Source organism: Allorhizobium ampelinum S4, assembly GCF_000016285.1.
Classification (GTDB): Bacteria; Pseudomonadota; Alphaproteobacteria; order Rhizobiales; family Rhizobiaceae; genus Allorhizobium; species Allorhizobium ampelinum.
The window spans coordinates 1,102,028-1,119,794 of the sequence record NC_011988.1; the positions used below are offsets into that span (position 1 = coordinate 1,102,028).

Here is a 17,767-nt window from a genome sequence, read left to right on the forward strand (position 1 = left end):
TTTATCCGACGCGACCGGCAGCATAGCGGCTCAGTGCCAGATCGGCATTGTCGATCTCGGTCTGGCGGCCACTGACGATGTCGCTGAGCAAACGGCCTGAACCGCAGCTCATTGTCCAGCCCAATGTTCCATGGCCGCTGTTGATATAGAGATTGCTGATGCCGGTTGCGCCGATCACTGGCGTGCCATCCGGCGTCATCGGGCGAAGGCCTGACCAGAAATCGGCTCGCCCCATATCGCCGCCGGGAAACAGGTCGGTGACGGAATGTTCGAGTGTGCGGCGACGCGCGGCACCCAGATCATTGGTATAACCGGAAATTTCGGCCATGCCGCCCACCCTGATCCGGTCGCCCAACCTGGTGATGGCGATCTTGTAGGTCTCGTCCATCACGGTGGATTCGGGGGATTTCGATGGATCGACAATTGGAATGGTGAGCGAATAGCCCTTGACCGGATAGACCGGCAGTGTGATGCCGAGCGGCTTCAACAGCAGTGGCGAATAGCTGCCGAGTGCCACGACATAGGCGTCGGCGGTTTCGGTTCCCCTGTCGGTGACAACGCCGGTGACCTTGCCCCCCGACACCACCAACCGTTCTATGCTGCGGCCATAGTCGAACACCACGCCAAGCGAGGCGGCCTTTTCAGCGAGCTGATTGGTAAATTTGAAACAGTCGCCGGTCTCGTCCTTCGGCGTCAGCAAGCCGCCGACGATTTTATGGCGGGCTGCCGCCAAGGCAGGCTCGACCCGGATGCAGGCTTCACGGTCCAGCACTTCATAGGGAATACCGTCCGCCGCCAGTGCTTTCACATCTTTCGCCGAGGCATCCAGCTGCGCCTGAGTTCGAAACAGCTGCAAAGTGCCCTGCATGCGCTGGTCGTAGTCGATATTGGTCTCGGTGCGCAGCTGCGCCAGCGCAATCCGGCTGTAATCGGCCAGCCGCAGCATCCGGCTTTTGTTGATCGCGTAGCGCCCGGAGGTGCAGTTAGAGAGCATTCTCAGCATCCAACCCAGCATGGCAGCATCGATTTTCGGTCGCAGGATCAGCGGGGCATGTTCCATGAACAGCCATTTCAACGCTTTTTGCGGAATGCCGGGCGCTGCCCAGGGCGAGCAGTAGCCGAAGGACACTTCTCCCGCATTGGCAAAGCTGGTTTCCAGGGCCGGACCCGTCTGCCTGTCGATGACGGTCACTTCATGCCCGGCTTTGGCGAGATAGTAAGCACTGGTGACACCGATGACGCCCGCGCCCAGAATGGTAACTTTCATGTCGTTCCCCAATATTCTTATGCTGAAATATAGTCGCGGTGATAGCGATGACCAAGGCTGGTCAGGATTTCATAGGCGATGGTGCCCGCCGCTTGCGCCACATCCTCAAGGCTCTGGTGCGGACCAATCATCTCCACCAGACTTCCCAGCGTCAACGTGCCGGGTGGCAGGGCCGAAATATCGAGTGTCATGCTGTCCATCGAAACCCGCCCGACAATTGGCAAACGGATATCACCATAGTAAGCGGCACCACGGTCGCTCAAGCAACGCGGCAGGCCATCAGCATAACCGATGGCGATGGTGGCCAGCCGGGTTTCCTTGGTGGCCACATAGGTCGCGCCGTAGCCGACGCAGGCTCCGGCTGGTACCGTTCGGGTTTGGATCACCTTCGCATCGACCCGCACCACCGGCTTCATGCGGCGCCCTGCCAGATCGCTGGGCACCGCACCGTAAAGGGCAACGCCGGGGCGGACCAACGCGCCGTGAAACTGCTTGTCGATAAAGATGCCGCCCGAATTGGAAAAGCACAAGGCAATGCCCGGAAATTGCGCCAATCGCTCGCGCATGACCGAAAATTGCGCGGCATTCTGGGTGCTGGCGCTGTCATCGGCTGAGGCGAGATGACTCATGATGTAGCGGATGGAGAGGCCGGATAACAGGGCGGGGTCGCCTGCAAGCACATTGGCTTCTTCCGGTGAAAATCCGAGCCGCGACATACCGGTATCAAATTGCAGGATCGCGGGCAGGGTTCGTCCGAACTCGCTTGCCATTTTCGACCAGTTGGCAAGCTGTTCCAGCGAATTCAGCACCGGTATGAAGCCATTTGCTGCGGCAAAGGGTTCTGCACCCGGCTGTAAGCCATTGAGAATGAACAGTTCGGCATCCCCAGGCAAATGCTGCCTTAGCCCGGCGGCTTCCTGCACATTCGCCACGAAGAACTTCCGGCATCCAGCCCGGTAGAGCGCGGGGCCGACGCGGGCGGCTCCAAGGCCATAGGCATCGGCCTTGACGACGGCGGAGGTTTCCGCCGGGGTGGTCTCAGCGGCCAATTGGCGGTAATTGTCGGCAAGCGCGTCGAGGTCGATCACGAGGCGGGCGGAAAACGCATCGGCATTCATATCCTGGCTGATAGACATATCCATAACTGCACCCCGTTTTTCTCGATGATATTGAAAGATTCGCGAAATTTCCGGGCGGGTTATCGGCAACTCTTGTGCTTTGTGAATTTTTGCGCAATTTTATGCGAAGAAAACGAGGATTGTTGCGTGAGTGGTATCGACGCCATCGACCGGGCCATTATGCGCCAATTGCAGCTGAATGCGCGCATCAGCAATGCTAGTTTGGCGGCGGCTGTCGGGCTTTCCGCCTCGGCCTGCCTGCGGCGTGTCGCGCTGCTTGAAAAGCAGGGTTATATCAGCGGCTATACCGCCATTCTCGGCAAGTCTGATAAGGACGATGGTATTGCTGTCATCATCAACATCACACTGGACCGGCAGACCGAGGACTATCTCAACCGCTTTGAGGCGGCGATCCGGAAATATCCGGAAATCCAGGAATGTTTCCTGATGACCGGCGGATCGGATTATCTGCTGAAACTGGAAGTCGAAAGCGCCCATGACTTTGAGCGCATCCACAAGGAAATCCTGGCCAAACTGCCGGGCGTGGCGCGCATCCATTCCAGTTTTTCCATTCGCAATGTACTGAAAACCCGCCATGCCAAGCCGAAATCGTGATGGTGTCATTCCTGCTTGTCATTTTGGCCTTTGGTAGACCATAATACGGGTGAATTGCCTGCTCTTTATGAGCGGTCTGGTTGCCGGGAAGGCTTGAGGGAATGACAGAGACCATCAAGGTGGAACGCCCCACCAAGACGCTGCGGGAACTGGCGCTTGAGAAAGTCCGCGATGCGATCATCAGTGGTTATTTCAAGCCGGGCGACCGGTTGGTCGAGCGTGACCTGTGCGCGCAGCTTGGGGTCAGCCGAACGGTGGTGCGCGAAGTGCTGCGGCATCTGGAGTCCGAGGGTCTGGTCAGCAATCCACAGAGCAAGGGGCCGATGGTGGCGCTACTGGATGTGGATGAAGCCCGGCAGATCTATGAAATCCGTGCGGCTTTGGAAGGCATGGCGGCGCGGCTTTGTGCGGAGAGGGGTGATCCGGCTATTGTGGCTGGCTTGTCAGAGGCGCTGGACGCGATCAAGGGTGGCTATGCTCGCCAGGATATGGCTGATGTCTTGAAGGAAACGACGCGATTTTACGAGACCTTGTTTACCCGGATTGATAGGCAGGTCGCCTGGGGCGTGGTGCGGCAAATGACCGTGCGGATCAACCATTTGCGTTCTATGACCATCAAGACCGATGGCCGGGCGACGGAGGGACCAGCCCAGATGCAACGGATTGTCGAGGCGATCCGCAATGGCGATGGACCAGCCGCCGAACAGGCGGCAATTGATCACGTTCAGCGCGCCTCCTCTATAGCCGTCGCGGTGCTTGCGCAGCAGGCCCGATCCGCCATTGAGATCGAATAGATATATTCCTTAAAAGAAAAAATAATTCCTGTTCGACAAGCCGCTTGACTCTGAAATAGCTTGGCATACCATAATACCAAGATTGATATTTGAGGTAAGCCATGGCCCTGCACATCCGCAAAACTCTTCTGCATGTGGAAACCACCCTGGTGGAAGGCGGCAAGGCAGCGCCGACACCATTGAAGCTCTACGCGGCTTTTGCTGTCGTTAAAAATCCCTGGGCCGGACGCGGCTTTGTCGAGGATCTGAAACCGGAAATTCATCAATGCGCCCCGGTTCTCGGCGAGCTTCTGACAGGCATGATTCTGGATGCCGTTGGCTCTGGCGAAGCGGTCGAGGCCTATGGCAAGGTTGCCGTTGTTGGTCTTGATGGCGAGATCGAGCATGCTTCGGCGCTGATCCATACGTTGCGCTTCGGCAACCATTACCGCACGGCGGTGGGGGCAAAATCCTATCTCGCATTTTGTAACACCCGCGGTCCGGCCAATGCCCCAATCATGATCCCATTAATGGACAAGAATGACGAAGGTCGCCGCTCCCATTATCTAACGATTCAGACGGCCATTGCCGATGCACCAGCTGCCGACGAAATCGTTGTCGGGCTTGGTGCGTCTGTCGGCGGAAGGCCCCATCACCGGATCGGCGACCGCTATCAGGATCTGAAAGATCTGGGCCAGGATGTCGCCAACCCGGCTGGCGTATAAGCGGGGGCGGCGAGATGGAGATGGCAGCAATGCGTGGCACGGCCCCATCGCCATTTCCGGCGGTCAAGCGCCACATTACCCCTGATGGAACCGCTTATGTGGAGCAAGGCGAGGGTGAGCCGCTTGTGCTGGTGCATGGGGTCGGTATGCGGCTTGAGGCCTGGTGGCCGCAGATAGAAAGCCTTTCCGTTAGCCATCGGGTGATCGCCGTCGATATGCCGGGCCATGGCCAGAGTGTTGCCTTGCCGAAAGGCAGTGAGCTGCCGGATTTTGTTGCCTGGCTTGACCGGTTCCTGGAGGAAATCAACCTTGGGTCGGTCAACTTGGCCGGTCATTCGATGGGCGCGTTGATTGCAGGTGGTGCCGTCGCCAGCTTTCCGCAGAAAATCCGGCGCGTGGCGCTGGTCAATGGTGTCTATCGGCGTGATGCGTCGGCCAAGGCGGCTGTTCTTGCTCGGGCAGAGTCGATTGCCGCTGACGGGATCGATATTGAAGGGCCGTTGAAGCGTTGGTTCGACAGCGATGCCGTCAGTCTGGCCGCCCGCGCCCTGACCGAGCAATGCCTGCGGCAGATGAATATCGATGCCTATGCCACGGCCTATCGTGCCTTTGCCAATGGGGATGAAACCTACGCCGACTACTGGCCGCAGGTTTCCTGTCCGGCGCTGTTCCTGACGGGTGCCGGTGATCCAAACTCGACGGCTGAAATGGCTGAGGCCATGGCGCGTCAGGCGCAGCAGGGTGTTGCGAGGATCGTTCCCGGCCATCGCCATATGGTCAATCTTACGGCACCGCAAGAGGTGCATGACATCATGGCCGCGTGGCTTGCTTTGCCGGAGGCACATCCATGAGTGCCGAGAAAACCAACAGTGAGGTGCGCGGATGAGCGAAGCGATAATCGATCCCCGCAGCCTGCGTGATGCCTTCGGCGCGTTCGCCACCGGCGTCACCGTTGTCACCACGCTTGACCCTCATGGTTCTCCCATCGGCTTTACCGCCAATTCCTTCACCTCGGTCTCCCTCGATCCGCCTTTGCTGCTGGTCTGTCTCGCCAAAACCTCGCGCAATTTTGAGGTGATGACCAAGGCCAAAGGCTTTGCGGTCAATATATTGTCGGATGCGCAGAAGGATGTGTCCAACACCTTTGCAAGGCCTGCGGAAGATCGTTTCGCAAGCGTGGAGTGGCAGCTTGGTCCTCATGGTTCTCCGGTGTTTTCAGGCACGTCTGCCTGGTTCGATTGCAGCCTTGAGACTGTCATTGAGGCAGGTGATCATGTCGTGCTGCTGGGGCGGGTACAGGCATTCGACAAAAGTGAGTTGAACGGGCTTGGCTATGTGCGCGGTGGTTATTTCACACCGGCCCTTGCCGAAAAAGCGGTCAGTGCCGCCAGCGATGGCCCGCTGCATCTGAGCGCCGTTATCGAGCGGGACGGCGAGGTTCTTTTGGTGGGCGAGGGTGGCCGCAGCCTGCCGGGTTGTCATGCGGTCAGCGGCGAGCCTTTGCAGGATCTGAAAGCCCATCTCGAACACGAGACAGGGCTCAGCATTACCATCGGGTTTCTGTATTCCGTCTACGAAGACAAGAGCGAGGGATGTCAGCATATCGTTTACCGGGCTTTTGCGGGTCCCGGCGCGCCGAAATACGGCAATTTCGTTCCGGTTGACCAGCTTGCCGGTCCGGGCGGCGCGGCCACGGCGGATATTCTCAACCGGTTCGCGGCGGAAAGCTCCATTGGCAATTTTGGCGTCTATGTTGGCAACGAGACGGCAGGCCGGGTTCACTCCATTGCCAGGAAGGCTTGATCCATGAAGTTCTCTCTCTTCGTCCATATGGAACGGCTCGATGCCAGCCAGAGCCACAAGAGCCTCTATGAGGAATTTCTGCAACTCTGCGAGATCGCCGATAAGGGTGGCATGCATGCGATCTGGACCGGTGAGCACCATGGCATGGATTTCACCATTGCGCCCAACCCGTTCGTGACCATTGCCGATCTGGCCAACCGGGTGAAAAACGTCCGCCTTGGAACCGGAACGGTGATTGCGCCCTTCTGGCATCCGATCAAGCTGGCAGGCGAGGCGGCGATGACCGACCTGATCACCAATGGCCGGTTGGATATCGGCATCGCCCGGGGTGCCTATTCCTTTGAATATGAGCGTTTGATGCCGGGCCTTGATGCCTGGACCGCCGGGCAGCGGATGCGCGAACTTATTCCAGCCGTCAAAGGCGTCTGGGCTGGCGACTATGCCCATGAGGGTGAGTTCTGGACTTTTCCAGCGACCACTTCGGCACCGAAACCATTGCAGGAACCGATCCCTCTGTGGGTGGCGGCGCGTGATCCCAATTCCCATGATTTTGCCGTGGCCAATGGCTGCAACGTGCAGGTGACGCCGCTGTGGAATGGTGACGGCGAAATCGAAACTCTGATGCAGCGGTTCAATGCCGCCTGCGAGAAGTCCCCCGATCTGCCTCGCCCGAAAATCATGCTGCTGCTGCACAGCTATGTCGGCTCCAGTGAGGCCGATATTGCCCAGGCCGCAAAAGAATTGAGCACCTATTACAATTACTTTTTCGCATGGTTCAAAAACGAGCGTCCAATCCATCAGGGCCTGATCGAGCGGTTGAGCCAGGAGGATATCGACGCCAATGCCATGCTGGCACCTGAGGTGATGCGGGCCAATATGGCGGTTGGTACGGCGGATGAGGTCATCGCCCGGCTGAAACGCTATGAGGCGCTGGGCTATGACGAATTTTCCTTCTGGATCGACACCGGCATGAGCTTCGAGCGCAAGAAAGCCTCGCTGGAGCGCTTTATTGCCAATGTCATGCCAGCCTTTGCGGAGTAAGGCGATGCAGCGTTTTCAGCTTTACATCGATGGTACCTTCAGTGACGGCGAGGCTCGGTTTGAAAGCCTTGATCCGGCCACTGGCGAGGTCTGGGCGGATATGCCGGAAGCGCGCGAAGCCGATGTGGACCGCGCTGTCGAGACCGCTCATGCTGCGCTCTATGATGGGCCATGGGCAAAAATGACCGCCACCCAGCGTGGCAAGCTGATCTACCGGCTGGCCGACCTGATTGCCGCCAATGCGCAAAGGCTGGCAGAGCTGGAAACCCGCGATACCGGCAAGATCATCCGAGAAACAAGCTCACAAATTGCCTATGTCGCCGATTACTATCGCTATTATGCGGGGCTCGCTGACAAGATCGAAGGCTCGACACTGCCCATTGATAAGCCGGATATGGATGTCTGGCTGCGGCGTGAACCGGTTGGCGTGGTCGCCATGGTCATTCCGTGGAACAGCCAGTTGTTTCTCTCGGCGGTCAAGATCGGCCCGGCGCTGGCCGCTGGCTGCACGATGGTGGTGAAAGCCTCGGAAGACGGTCCGGCCCCGATGCTGGAATTTGCCCGGCTGGTGCATGAGGCTGGCTTTCCGCCCGGTGTCATCAATATCATCACCGGTTTTGGGCCGTCCTGTGGTGCCGCGCTGACCCGCCATCCCAGGGTCGCGCATGTCGCCTTTACCGGCGGGCCGGAGGCAGCACGGCATGTGGTGCGCAATTCTGCGGAAAATCTGGCCTCGACCTCGCTGGAACTGGGCGGCAAGTCGCCGTTTATCGTGTTTGCCGACGCGGATCTGGAAAGTGCTGCCAATGCGCAGGTCTCCGGCATATTTGCCGCGACCGGCCAGTCCTGCGTTGCCGGATCACGGCTGATTGTCGACCGCTCAGTGAAGGATGAATTCCTGGCCCGGCTGAAGACCAAGGCCGAAGCAATCCGCATCGGCAGTCCGCTGGATATGGCAACGGAAGTGGGACCGCTCGCCACAAGACGCCAGCAGGATCATGTCGATGCGCTGGTCAAGGCCTCGCTTGCCGCAGGCGCCCGGTTGGTGACGGGAGGGCAGCGCCCGGATGGTCCGGGCAATTTCTATCCGCCGACCATTCTCGATTGCGATGGCGTCAACTCTCCGTCTCTGGCGCAGGAGTTTTTTGGACCGGTCCTGTCGGTGGTGTCTTTCGAGGGTGAGGCGGAGGCGCTGCATCTGGCCAATGATACGGCCTATGGCCTGGCATCCGGCGTGTTTACTCAAAACCTGGCACGCGCGCATCGGATGATACGCGGGCTTCGCGCTGGCGTTGTCTGGGTCAATACCTACCGTGCTGTTTCGCCGATTGCCCCGTTTGGCGGCTTTGGCCTGTCCGGCCATGGGCGGGAAGGCGGTATGGCCGCAGTGCTGGATTATACCCGCACCAAGACCGTCTGGCTGAAAACCTCAGATGACCCGTTTCCCGATCCGTTCGTGATGCGGTGATTAAGAACATGCCCCGGATGGATGGCCCAAAAGAAGCAACCGGCATCCGGGTAAGGCACAATCAAACAAGGACAAGGGAACATGAAAAACACAACCATTATCGCATCGCTGGCTTTGCTCTTAGGCGTCTCCGGTCAGGCGCTGGCTGCCGACCTGGTGTTCACCAGTTGGGGCGGCACCACGCAGGACGTGCAAAAATCCGCCTGGGCGGATAAATTCACCGCCAAAGAAGGCATCAACGTTCTTCAGGACGGTCCGACCGATTACGGCAAGATCAAAGCCATGGTTGAGGCCAAGGGCGTGACCTGGGATGTCGTCGATGTCGAAGGCGACTATGCCATTCAGGCAGGCGACAAGGGCCTGCTGGAAAAGCTGGATTTTAAGACCATCGACAAGACCACGCTCGATCCGCGTTTCGTGACGGATTATTCCGTCGGCAGCTTTTATTATTCCTTCGTGGTCGGCTGCAACAAGGACGCCGTCGCCGCCTGCCCGAAAAGCTGGACGGACCTGTTCGACACCAAGAAATTTCCCGGAAAGCGAACCTTCTACAAATGGTCGGCACCAGGCGTGATCGAAGCCGCGCTGTTGGCGGATGGCGTGACGCCGGACAAGCTTTATCCACTCGATCTCGACCGCGCTTTCAAGAAGCTCGACACCATCAAGTCTGATATCATCTGGTGGTCCGGGGGTGCGCAGTCGCAGCAATTGCTGGCCTCTGCCGAAGCTCCGTTCGGTTCCTTCTGGAATGGCCGGTTGACGGCCTTGGCCGCGACCGGTGTGACGGTTGAAACCTCCTGGGCGCAGAACATCACGGCAGCCGATGCGTTGGTCGTGCCGAAGGGCACCAAGAACAAGGAAGCAGCGATGAAGTTCATCGCTTTCGCAACCTCGCCTGCTGGCCAGGCCGAGATGGCGGCGGGCACTGGCTATGCGCCTGTGAATACCAAGTCACCAGCGCTGATGGACCCCGCCATCGCCAAGACCTTGCCGGACCAGCAGACCGCGTCGCAGGTCAATGCCGACATGGCCTATTGGGCCAAGCATCGCGACGAGATTGGCGAGCGTTGGTACGCTTGGCAGTCGAAATAAGCCATACTCTAAAGTAAGGCATTTCCGGCACCGTAAACCATACGGTGCCGGAGCGTCCTCAGCGTTACGGCATGTTGCATCCTTTTAATGCAAGGTGCCGGACGGGTTTCGCAAGGAAGCGGCATGGCGTCCCCGATCTCGACCATTGAACAGCCCCATAGAAGCCGGTGGGGTTTCGGCAATAAAGCCGCGACCCTGCCTGCGCTGGTGTTGATCCTGATTTTCTTCGTTTTACCGGTGCTGGCTCTGCTGACGCGCTCGGTGACGGAGCCGGTTCTCGGCCTTGGCAATTATGCCGCATTGCTGGGAAGCGCGACCTATCTGAAAATCTTCTTCAACACGTTTTTCGTCTCGGCCTTGGTCACGGCAATTTCGCTATTGATCGGCTTTCCCGTTGCCTGGGCGCTCGCGATCATGCCGCAACGATTGGCCTCCGTGATTTTTGCCATCGTGTTGCTGTCGATGTGGACCAATCTTCTGGCCCGCACCTATGCCTGGATGGTGCTGTTACAGCGCACCGGGGTCATCAACAAAACGCTGATCAGTCTCGGTGTGATCGATACGCCGCTGGTGATGGTCAACAACCTCGTCGGTGTCACCATCGGGATGAGCTATATCATGCTGCCCTTCATCATTATTCCGCTCTATGGGGTGATCCGCAAGATCGATCCGGCGCTGTTGCAGGCGGCAGCACTGTGCGGCGCGACGCGCTGGCAGTCGCTGGTGACAGTGCTGCTGCCGCTCGCCATGCCGGGCATGGTGTCGGGCGGGTTGATGGTGTTCGTCATGTCGCTTGGCTATTTCGTCACACCGTCGCTGCTCGGCGGCACATCCAATATGATGCTGGCCGAACTGATCGCCCAATTCGTGCAATCGCTGGTCAATTGGGGCATGGGCGGTGCGGCGGCGCTGGTACTGCTGGTGGTGACGCTGAGCCTTTATGCCCTGCAACTGAAACTGTTCGGTGCAGCCGGTGAGGGAGGGCGCTGACATGCTTTTGAATTTCAACAGCCTTGGCACCTGGAAATGGATTTTGCTGGTCATCACGCTGCTGACGGCGGCGTTTCTCCTGTTGCCAATCCTGTTTATCGCCGCCTTGTCCTTCGGCTCCTCGCAATGGCTGATTTTTCCGCCACCGGCCTGGACCACAAAATGGTATGGCCAGCTGTTTGCCGATCCGCGCTGGCTGGATGCCGCCTGGACCAGCTTTCGCATCGCTGTCATCGTCAGCATCCTGTCGGTGCTCATTGGGCTTTATGCGTCGTTCGGCCTGGTGCGCGGACGGTTTCTGGGGCGGGACGCGCTGCGAGCACTGTTCATGACGCCGATGATCCTGCCCGTTGTGGTGCTGGCCGTGGCGCTCTATGCGTTTTTCCTGCGCATCGGTCTGAACGGCACGACACTCGGTTTCGTCATTGCCCATTTGGTTGTCGCACTGCCATTCTCTATTCTGGCGCTGACCAACGCGCTGGAAGGTTTTGACAAATCTATCGAGGATGCGGCGGTGCTGTGCGGTGCCTCGCCGCTGAAGGCGCGGCTGTTGATCACGCTGCCCTGCATCGGCCACGGCTTGTTTTCGGCGGCGGTGTTTTCATTCCTGACCTCCTGGGATGAGGTCGTTCTGGCGATTTTCATGGCAAGCCCGACCCTACAAACGCTGCCGGTGAAGATCTGGGCAACGCTGCGTCAGGATCTGACACCGGTGATTGCCGCGGCCTCCACCCTTCTGATCGTCGTCACCATCGCGTTGATGCTGATCACCGCCCTGGTGCGCAAAGGACTGAAAGCATGACGCCTTTTCTGGAAATTCGCGGTATCCGCAAGCAATATGGCCCGGTGGTCGCGGTGCAGGATGTCAATCTTGAGGTGGCAAAGGGCGAGTTCATGACCTTTCTCGGCCCATCCGGGTCCGGCAAGAGCACGACACTTTATATTCTGGCCGGTTTCGAACAGCCGAGTGCGGGCGATATGCTGCTATCGGGCAAGAGCGTGTTGCAGACCCCATCACACCAACGCAATATCGGCATGGTGTTCCAGCGCTACACGCTGTTTCCGCATTTGTCTGTTGGTCAGAACATCGCCTTTCCGCTGAAAATGCGCGGCTGGTCGAAGGCTGATATCACCGAGCGCGTCCGCAAGATGCTGCAATTGGTGCGGCTGGAAGGTTATGAGGATCGCAAACCGGCGCAAATGTCCGGCGGTCAGCAGCAGCGTGTCGCGTTGGCCCGGGCGCTGGCTTACGATCCGCCGGTGCTGTTGATGGACGAGCCGCTTTCGGCGCTGGACAAGAAATTGCGCGAGGAAATTCAGCACGAAATCCGCCGCATCCATCACCAAACGGATGTCACCATCCTTTACGTCACCCATGACCAGGAAGAGGCACTGCGGCTTTCCGATAGGATTGCGGTGTTTTCCAAAGGGGTGATCGACCAGATCGGCACCGGTGCCGAGCTTTATGCCAATCCGGCGACGCGGTTTGTGGCGGAGTTTATCGGGGACAGTGATTTTCTGCCCTGCGTGGTGACGGGTGCCAGGGACGGTAAGGCTGAAATTCAGCTCGGCAGTGATTTGACCATAGGAAATATTCCGCTGCATGGGAAAGCGCAGAATGGAAGCAATGCCATGCTGATGCTGCGCCCGGAGCGGTTGACGCTGGTTTCTGCTCAAGGGCCGGGAATGCTTGCTGCCAAGATTGAAGACATTACGTTTCTCGGCAACACAATTCACATCGCGGTTTTGAGTGAAGGTGGCCATGCCCTGTCCGTGCGTTTGCCTTTTGGCCATGCCGCACTGGAGGGATTGACGATCGGTGCGCCTGTTGCGCTGGGGTTTGATCCGGTGTCAGCGCATGTTTTCGCAGAATAGCGTTTTGGGAGAATTGCATCCTGAAAATGCTATAATCTACAACTTTTACGATCTTGATTAGGATCAACAGCCAGAACCGCCTTTAGCGCTATCATTGCCTCATCGACGCGACCGATGTCGGTAAAGCGCGCCGCAGCAATGACTGCAAAGGACGGTTCCATGGCTTACGCAACAACCAATCCCTATACTGGCGAAACTCTTATCACTTTTCCCGAAGCAACCGACGCTGCCGTTCAGGCGGCAATCGCGGCGGCGGATGCCGCTTTTCAACAATGGCGACAGACATCCTTTGTCGAGCGCGCCAAGGTCATGCATGCTGCTGCCGAAATCCTGCGCGGCCAGACGGATGATTATGCCAAGCTGCTGACCCTGGAAATGGGCAAGTTGATGTCTGAAGCACGCGCTGAGGTGGGGCTTTCTGCCGATATCCTCGATTACTACGCTGTCAATGCCGAGCGCCTGTTGAAGCCGGAACAGCTTCCCGTCGCCGACAAGGCTGAAGGTGAGGCGATCCTGGTGCATGAGCCTCTCGGTGTGCTGCTGGCCATCGAGCCCTGGAATTTCCCCTATTACCAGATCGCCCGGATCATCGCGCCGCAGCTGTCGGCCGGAAATACCATGCTGTTGAAACATGCGTCGAATGTGCCGCAATGCGCAGCCGCTTTTGAGCGGTTGATGCTGGAGGCCGGTCTGCCGAAGGGTGCCTTCACCAATCTTTATGCGACGCGGAGCCAGGTGGAAATGATCCTCAACGATCCGCGCGTCCATGGCGTGGCTTTGACCGGTTCGGAAGGCGCGGGTGCCACGATTGCCGCGCAGGCGGGGCAGGCTCTGAAAAAATCCACCATGGAGTTGGGAGGAGCTGATGCCTTCTTGGTTCTGGCCGATGCCGATATGGAAAAGACCGTGAAATGGGCAGTCTTCGGTCGCCACTGGAATGGCGGTCAGGTCTGCGTCTCGTCCAAGCGGATGATTATCGTCGATGCGGTCTACGATGCCTTTCTGGAACAATACAAAACCGGTGTCGCTGGGCTGAAAGCCGGTGATCCGTTCGATCCGCAAACGACGCTTGCGCCGCTGTCCTCGCAAGGGGCTGCCGACGAGATCCGTCAGAAGATTGCCGAAGCAGTATCCTATGGGGCAACGGCAACTGAAGTGGGGCCGCCGGTGCCAAACCAGGGCGCTTTCGTGCAGCCAACAATCCTGACCGACCTGGCTGATGACAATCCTGCCCGTTATTGGGAGTTTTTCGGCCCGGTCTCCATGCTGTTTCGCGCCAAGGATGACGATGACGCGATCCGCATTGCCAATGATACGCCCTATGGTTTGGGCGGCTCGATCTTCACCCGTGACACCGCGCGCGGGGTTGCTCTTGCCCACCGGATCACCACGGGCATGGTGTTCATCAACCATCCGACCATGGTCAAGGCGGACCTGCCGTTCGGCGGCGTCAAACGTTCGGGCTATGGCCGTGAATTGCTGGGCCTCGGCATCAAGGAATTCGTCAATCACAAGCTGATTGATGTCGTGGATATCGATGCACCGTTCTGATTTTAGCGCGTAAAATCAAACGCTCACCTCGGTCTGTTTATAAGGTCGAGGTGGGCGTTTGACGTAAAGGGACGTTGCGAAAGTTCACAGAGACTTATAACTCAGACACCGTAAAAACGGCGCGCATTGGTCTCGAAAATCAGCGTGAGATCATCAGGGCCGAAATGGGCGGACACTAAGGTGCGGGCCAGATTGGCAACTTCGCCATAGCTGGCGGCCAGCGTGCAAACCGGCCAATCGCTGCCGAACATCAGCCGGTTGGGACCGAAACATTTGATAACATGGTCCACATAAGGCCGGAAATCTTCCAGCGCCCAATCGGCACTGGCTTCTGTGACCATGCCGGAAACCTTACAGTAGACTTGGTCGAAACTGGCAATTTCCGCCATATGGTCGCGCCAGGGATCAAGTGTGCCTTTGGCAATGTCAGGCTTGGAAATATGATCGACCACAGCCTTCAGATCCGGCACCTGTCTCAATGCCGCGATCACATGCGGTAAATGGCGTGGGAAGGTCAGGATATCGAAAGGCAGACCGCTGTCAGCGATGGCTTTGAGGCTATCGATCACCTTCGGGCGCAGGATATAGACGTCGTCGGCCAAGCTTTGCAGCATGGGACGGATGCCAATGAAATCAGGATTGGCGCGGTAGTGTTTCAGGCGCGTGGAAAAATCATCGGCTTCCAGATCGAGCCAGCCGACAACACCTGCGATGAAATCAGTCTTTGCGGCAAGCGCCAGCAGGAAATCAGTTTCTGCCTGGGTTTCCGCCGCCTGGACCAGAATGGTCCGGGTTATTCCGGCCCGGCGCATGTCGGGTTCCAGATCCTTTGGCAGAAAATTGCGATAAATCGCTCCAAGATCAGGCGTCAGCCAGCCGTAATCGCCACGCTCAACTTTCCAGAAATGTTGATGACTGTCGAGCATCTGAAGCTTTCCACTCTGACTTATGCGGGACGAACCACGCCCTTTTTCAGGATGATATTGCCGTACAGCCGACGCTCGCCGGTTGAGATCACTGCAAAGGCGGCTTTGGACCGGTCGTAGAAAGTGAAGCGGTCGATGAGATCCAGCTCGATTTTGCGATTTTCGGCGCGTTCAATCAGTGCATCGAACTCGGCATAGATGGAGGGCCGTTCGCCTGGCGCGTTCATGACACCGGCTGGATATTCGACAAAATCATCGAGCGGCATCAGAGTGAGAATGGCCTCCACCACAGCACAAGCGTCGATGCCCGGCATCTGCACCAGACGGTTGGCGGCGGTGACTGCTGGGAAGTTGGCATCGGCGATAACGATTTCATCGCCATGGCCCATATCGGCGAGGATAGCGAGAAGATCGCCGGTCAAAAGTGGATTGATGGTTTTCAGCATGGTCGTCCTCCAGGACAGGTTAATGACTTATAAGGCCTTCGGCGCGTAGTTGCGCCCAAAGATCCTCGGGAATGTCCTGTTCGAACCAACCAATATTGGTGGAGATCTGCTCTGCGGTTTTTGCGCCGATCACCACGCAGGTCGCAGCCGGATGGCGCAGCGGAAACTGGATGGCGGCGGCAGGCAGCGGCACGGCGAAACTGTCGCAGATTGCCCTCAGCCTTTCGGCTTTATCGATAATGTCCTGTGGTGCATCGGCGTAGTTGAATTTGCGGCGGCCGGTCGTGGAGGCAAGAATGCCGGAATTGAAGACGCCTGCGACCACCAGCGCCATGCCGCGTTTCTGGGCGAGCGCTAGAAACTGTTGTTCCGCATCCTGGTCCAGCAACGTATAGCGGCCCGCCAGCATCGAGCAGTCGAGATCGGCTTCTTCCAGGGCGTCTCGGATAATCTGCCATTCGTTCACACCAAGGCCGAAGCCGCGGATATCGCCCGCATCGCGCAATTCCGTCAATGCCCGGAAGCCGCCGCCCTTGGTCAAGGCCGACCAGTGATGCTCGTGCAAATCGGCATGGGTAACGCTGCCGATGTCATGCACATAGAGAATGTCGGGCTTGGGAAAGCCCAGGCGCTGCTGGCTATCATCGAAGCTGCGCATGATGCCGTCATAGCTGTAATCGAACACCTCGCGGAAATCCAAGCCGTTCCACCAGCCGGGATCGAGCGGGTTTTTCGGCGGGGCGGGGGGAAGCTTTCGGCCTGCGCGCTCCGTTGTCATCAAGCGTCCGACCTTGGTGCTGATCGTCCAGTCTCGTTGCTCGGGATTTTTCTCTCGCAACAACGCTCCAACAAGATGTTCGGAACGGCCATTGCCATACATGGGGGCGGTGTCGAAATAGCGGATACCAGCCTCCCAGGCCCGATCCAGCATGGCGGTGGCATCGTCCTTGGAGACCGCTGCATATAGTCCGCCAAGCGGGGCCGTGCCGACGCCAAGCGCGGTGACAGTCAGGCCGGTCTTGCCGATGGGGCGTTTCTCAGTCGCTTTCATGCTATTTTCCTTGGCTTTAAATGTGGGCGCGTGTCTTGCGCCTTGCCCAGACAACCGTGGCGACACCGCATAGCAGGAGCAGGCCACGCACGATCTGGCGTTGCGCATCCGTCCAGCCGAGTAGGGCGGCACCGCTTAAAAGCGTGGCCAGTAGGAGAACGGCGGTGACGGTGCCGATGACATTGGGTTTGCCGTATTTCAGCGCCATGCCCCCCAGCAGAACCGAGGTCAGGCCGTCAATGAAATAGGAACTGCCGATATAGGGCTGACCGGACGAGAGATCGGCTGTCAGCAGGATACCCGCCAGAGCCGACACAAGGCCAGACAGCACATAGAGCATCAGCAATAACCGGTTGACTGGCACGCCCGTTTCGATCACGGCGGCGCGGTTCTGTTCCATGGCGTAGAGATAATGGCCAAAGGTCAGCCTTTCCTGGATAAACCAGGCACCGGCATAGAGAAGCGCGACGATCACCGTCAGCAGCGGGATGATGCCGAAATTGACATGCAAGAGAGAGCCGACGAAGCCCGTGGAGGAGAGGGAAATTGATGTGCCAAGCCCGATGGCGGCGGCAATCGATCCGGCCAGCCCGCCCGTGGCAATGGTGATGACGAGGGCCGGAAGCTTGAAGATCGCGACAAGCAATCCGTTTACGAGACCAAAGACAAGACCAACCAACAGGCCAGCAAGACAGGCCATGGCCCAGCCCTGGCCTGCCGCAACCAGCGCTGCCACGACCATATTGGCGAGCGCTGCAACGGACATGAAGCTGACATCGATTTCACCTGCCGCAATGATCCAGGTCAGCCCTAGAAACATCAGTGCCGCGATGCTGGCCGAGCGCAGCATGTCATTGATGTTACCACCACTGACGAAGCTGGGCCGCAGCCAAGCAAATAGCAGAATGAGCAATACTAAGAGAAGGAACAGTCCGTAGCGCAGGAAAAATCCCTGAATGTCTAAACGGCCAGGAGTTGCCGCGCTTTGCAGAGTCGTCATGGTGATATCCGTTGCGTTTTTCATCC

At 58.2% G+C, this 17,767-nt stretch carries 18 protein-coding genes; 12 read left to right on the plus strand and 6 right to left on the minus strand.

What is annotated here, in order from left to right:
• Position 1: 1 nt before the first annotated feature.
• Together AVI_RS21975 and alr are read right to left on the minus strand one after the other, a co-directional pair.
• Entirely contained in the window at positions 2 to 1,267 is a 1,266-nt protein-coding gene (locus tag AVI_RS21975) for a D-amino acid dehydrogenase (RefSeq protein WP_012654327.1), read from the minus strand.
• Between the two features lie 17 nt (positions 1,268 to 1,284).
• Positions 1,285 to 2,409, minus strand: a complete 1,125-nt coding sequence (gene alr, locus AVI_RS21980) for an alanine racemase (RefSeq protein WP_012654328.1) — start codon at positions 2,407 to 2,409, stop codon at positions 1,285 to 1,287.
• Positions 2,410 to 2,532: 123 nt separating this feature from the next.
• On the opposite strand from alr, the gene AVI_RS21985 reads away from it, so the two are divergent.
• The 12 genes from AVI_RS21985 to AVI_RS22040 all read left to right on the plus strand — a co-directional run bounded on the left by AVI_RS21985 (position 2,533) and on the right by AVI_RS22040 (position 14,318).
• Positions 2,533 to 3,000, plus strand: coding sequence for an Lrp/AsnC family transcriptional regulator (locus AVI_RS21985; protein WP_041698659.1), 468 nt, complete (start codon positions 2,533 to 2,535; stop codon positions 2,998 to 3,000).
• A gap of 101 nt (positions 3,001 to 3,101) precedes the next feature.
• On the plus strand, positions 3,102 to 3,794 hold the full coding sequence (locus AVI_RS21990; RefSeq protein ID WP_012654330.1) for a GntR family transcriptional regulator: 693 nt from the start codon (positions 3,102 to 3,104) through the stop codon (positions 3,792 to 3,794).
• 101 nt (positions 3,795 to 3,895) lie between these two features.
• The gene (locus AVI_RS21995) at positions 3,896 to 4,498 is read left to right on the plus strand and encodes an amino acid synthesis family protein (RefSeq protein WP_012654331.1); all 603 of its coding nucleotides are present in this window, start codon (positions 3,896 to 3,898) and stop codon (positions 4,496 to 4,498) included.
• Positions 4,499 to 4,512: 14 nt separating this feature from the next.
• On the plus strand, positions 4,513 to 5,349 hold the full coding sequence (locus tag AVI_RS22000) for an alpha/beta fold hydrolase (RefSeq protein ID WP_012654332.1): 837 nt from the start codon (positions 4,513 to 4,515) through the stop codon (positions 5,347 to 5,349).
• A gap of 31 nt (positions 5,350 to 5,380) precedes the next feature.
• Complete coding sequence (locus AVI_RS22005) at positions 5,381 to 6,301, plus strand: flavin reductase (protein WP_012654333.1); 921 nt, start codon at positions 5,381 to 5,383, stop codon at positions 6,299 to 6,301.
• Positions 6,302 to 6,304: 3 nt separating this feature from the next.
• The gene (locus AVI_RS22010; RefSeq protein WP_012654334.1) at positions 6,305 to 7,342 is read left to right on the plus strand and encodes an LLM class flavin-dependent oxidoreductase; all 1,038 of its coding nucleotides are present in this window, start codon (positions 6,305 to 6,307) and stop codon (positions 7,340 to 7,342) included.
• 4 nt (positions 7,343 to 7,346) lie between these two features.
• The gene (locus tag AVI_RS22015) at positions 7,347 to 8,810 is read left to right on the plus strand and encodes an aldehyde dehydrogenase (RefSeq protein ID WP_012654335.1); all 1,464 of its coding nucleotides are present in this window, start codon (positions 7,347 to 7,349) and stop codon (positions 8,808 to 8,810) included.
• 81 nt (positions 8,811 to 8,891) lie between these two features.
• Positions 8,892 to 9,902 carry an ABC transporter substrate-binding protein gene (locus AVI_RS22020; RefSeq protein WP_012654336.1) on the plus strand — a complete coding sequence of 337 codons (1,011 nt, stop codon included), beginning with the start codon at positions 8,892 to 8,894 and terminating at the stop codon, positions 9,900 to 9,902.
• An 87-nt stretch (positions 9,903 to 9,989) separates the two neighbouring features.
• Positions 9,990 to 10,892 (plus strand): ABC transporter permease, encoded by a 903-nt coding sequence (locus AVI_RS22025; protein WP_012654337.1) that lies wholly within the window; start codon positions 9,990 to 9,992, stop codon positions 10,890 to 10,892.
• Between the two features lies 1 nt (position 10,893).
• The gene (locus tag AVI_RS22030; RefSeq protein WP_012654338.1) at positions 10,894 to 11,694 is read left to right on the plus strand and encodes an ABC transporter permease; all 801 of its coding nucleotides are present in this window, start codon (positions 10,894 to 10,896) and stop codon (positions 11,692 to 11,694) included.
• Positions 11,691 to 12,767 carry an ABC transporter ATP-binding protein gene (locus AVI_RS22035; protein ID WP_012654339.1) on the plus strand — a complete coding sequence of 359 codons (1,077 nt, stop codon included), beginning with the start codon at positions 11,691 to 11,693 and terminating at the stop codon, positions 12,765 to 12,767. Before AVI_RS22030 ends, AVI_RS22035 begins: the two co-directional genes overlap by 4 nt.
• 159 nt (positions 12,768 to 12,926) lie before the next feature.
• Complete coding sequence (locus AVI_RS22040) at positions 12,927 to 14,318, plus strand: NAD-dependent succinate-semialdehyde dehydrogenase (RefSeq protein ID WP_012654340.1); 1,392 nt, start codon at positions 12,927 to 12,929, stop codon at positions 14,316 to 14,318.
• Between the two features lie 101 nt (positions 14,319 to 14,419).
• Here AVI_RS22040 and AVI_RS22045 read toward each other — a convergent pair whose 3' ends face one another.
• The 4 genes from AVI_RS22045 to AVI_RS22060 are packed head-to-tail and all read right to left on the minus strand — an operon-like array spanning position 14,420 to position 17,765.
• On the minus strand, positions 14,420 to 15,244 hold the full coding sequence (locus AVI_RS22045) for an amidohydrolase family protein (RefSeq protein ID WP_012654341.1): 825 nt from the start codon (positions 15,242 to 15,244) through the stop codon (positions 14,420 to 14,422).
• A 20-nt stretch (positions 15,245 to 15,264) separates the two neighbouring features.
• Positions 15,265 to 15,690, minus strand: a complete 426-nt coding sequence (locus tag AVI_RS22050) for an RbsD/FucU family protein (protein WP_012654342.1) — start codon at positions 15,688 to 15,690, stop codon at positions 15,265 to 15,267.
• Between the two features lie 19 nt (positions 15,691 to 15,709).
• A complete protein-coding gene (locus AVI_RS22055) occupies positions 15,710 to 16,741 on the minus strand; it encodes an aldo/keto reductase (RefSeq protein ID WP_012654343.1) in 1,032 nt (343 codons plus the stop codon).
• A gap of 16 nt (positions 16,742 to 16,757) precedes the next feature.
• On the minus strand, positions 16,758 to 17,765 hold the full coding sequence (locus tag AVI_RS22060; protein WP_012654344.1) for an ABC transporter permease: 1,008 nt from the start codon (positions 17,763 to 17,765) through the stop codon (positions 16,758 to 16,760).
• Positions 17,766 to 17,767: the final 2 nt, after the last annotated feature.

Excerpts from the sequence above, each read along its gene's own strand:
- AVI_RS21975 (WP_012654327.1), bottom strand. The coding sequence starts at position 1,267 with ATGAAAGTTACCATTCTGGGCGCGGGCGTCATCGGTGTCACCAGTGCT.
- alr (WP_012654328.1), bottom strand. The coding sequence starts at position 2,409 with ATGGATATGTCTATCAGCCAGGATATGAATGCCGATGCGTTTTCCGCC.
- AVI_RS21990 (WP_012654330.1), top strand. The coding sequence starts at position 3,102 with ATGACAGAGACCATCAAGGTGGAACGCCCCACCAAGACGCTGCGGGAA.
- AVI_RS21995 (WP_012654331.1), top strand. The coding sequence starts at position 3,896 with ATGGCCCTGCACATCCGCAAAACTCTTCTGCATGTGGAAACCACCCTG.
- AVI_RS22000 (WP_012654332.1), top strand. The coding sequence starts at position 4,513 with ATGGAGATGGCAGCAATGCGTGGCACGGCCCCATCGCCATTTCCGGCG.
- AVI_RS22005 (WP_012654333.1), top strand. The coding sequence starts at position 5,381 with ATGAGCGAAGCGATAATCGATCCCCGCAGCCTGCGTGATGCCTTCGGC.
- AVI_RS22010 (WP_012654334.1), top strand. The coding sequence starts at position 6,305 with ATGAAGTTCTCTCTCTTCGTCCATATGGAACGGCTCGATGCCAGCCAG.
- AVI_RS22015 (WP_012654335.1), top strand. The coding sequence starts at position 7,347 with ATGCAGCGTTTTCAGCTTTACATCGATGGTACCTTCAGTGACGGCGAG.
- AVI_RS22020 (WP_012654336.1), top strand. The coding sequence starts at position 8,892 with ATGAAAAACACAACCATTATCGCATCGCTGGCTTTGCTCTTAGGCGTC.
- AVI_RS22025 (WP_012654337.1), top strand. The coding sequence starts at position 9,990 with ATGCAAGGTGCCGGACGGGTTTCGCAAGGAAGCGGCATGGCGTCCCCG.
- AVI_RS22030 (WP_012654338.1), top strand. The coding sequence starts at position 10,894 with ATGCTTTTGAATTTCAACAGCCTTGGCACCTGGAAATGGATTTTGCTG.
- AVI_RS22035 (WP_012654339.1), top strand. The coding sequence starts at position 11,691 with ATGACGCCTTTTCTGGAAATTCGCGGTATCCGCAAGCAATATGGCCCG.
- AVI_RS22040 (WP_012654340.1), top strand. The coding sequence starts at position 12,927 with ATGGCTTACGCAACAACCAATCCCTATACTGGCGAAACTCTTATCACT.
- AVI_RS22045 (WP_012654341.1), bottom strand. The coding sequence starts at position 15,244 with ATGCTCGACAGTCATCAACATTTCTGGAAAGTTGAGCGTGGCGATTAC.
- AVI_RS22050 (WP_012654342.1), bottom strand. The coding sequence starts at position 15,690 with ATGCTGAAAACCATCAATCCACTTTTGACCGGCGATCTTCTCGCTATC.
- AVI_RS22055 (WP_012654343.1), bottom strand. The coding sequence starts at position 16,741 with ATGAAAGCGACTGAGAAACGCCCCATCGGCAAGACCGGCCTGACTGTC.
- AVI_RS22060 (WP_012654344.1), bottom strand. The coding sequence starts at position 17,765 with ATGAAAAACGCAACGGATATCACCATGACGACTCTGCAAAGCGCGGCA.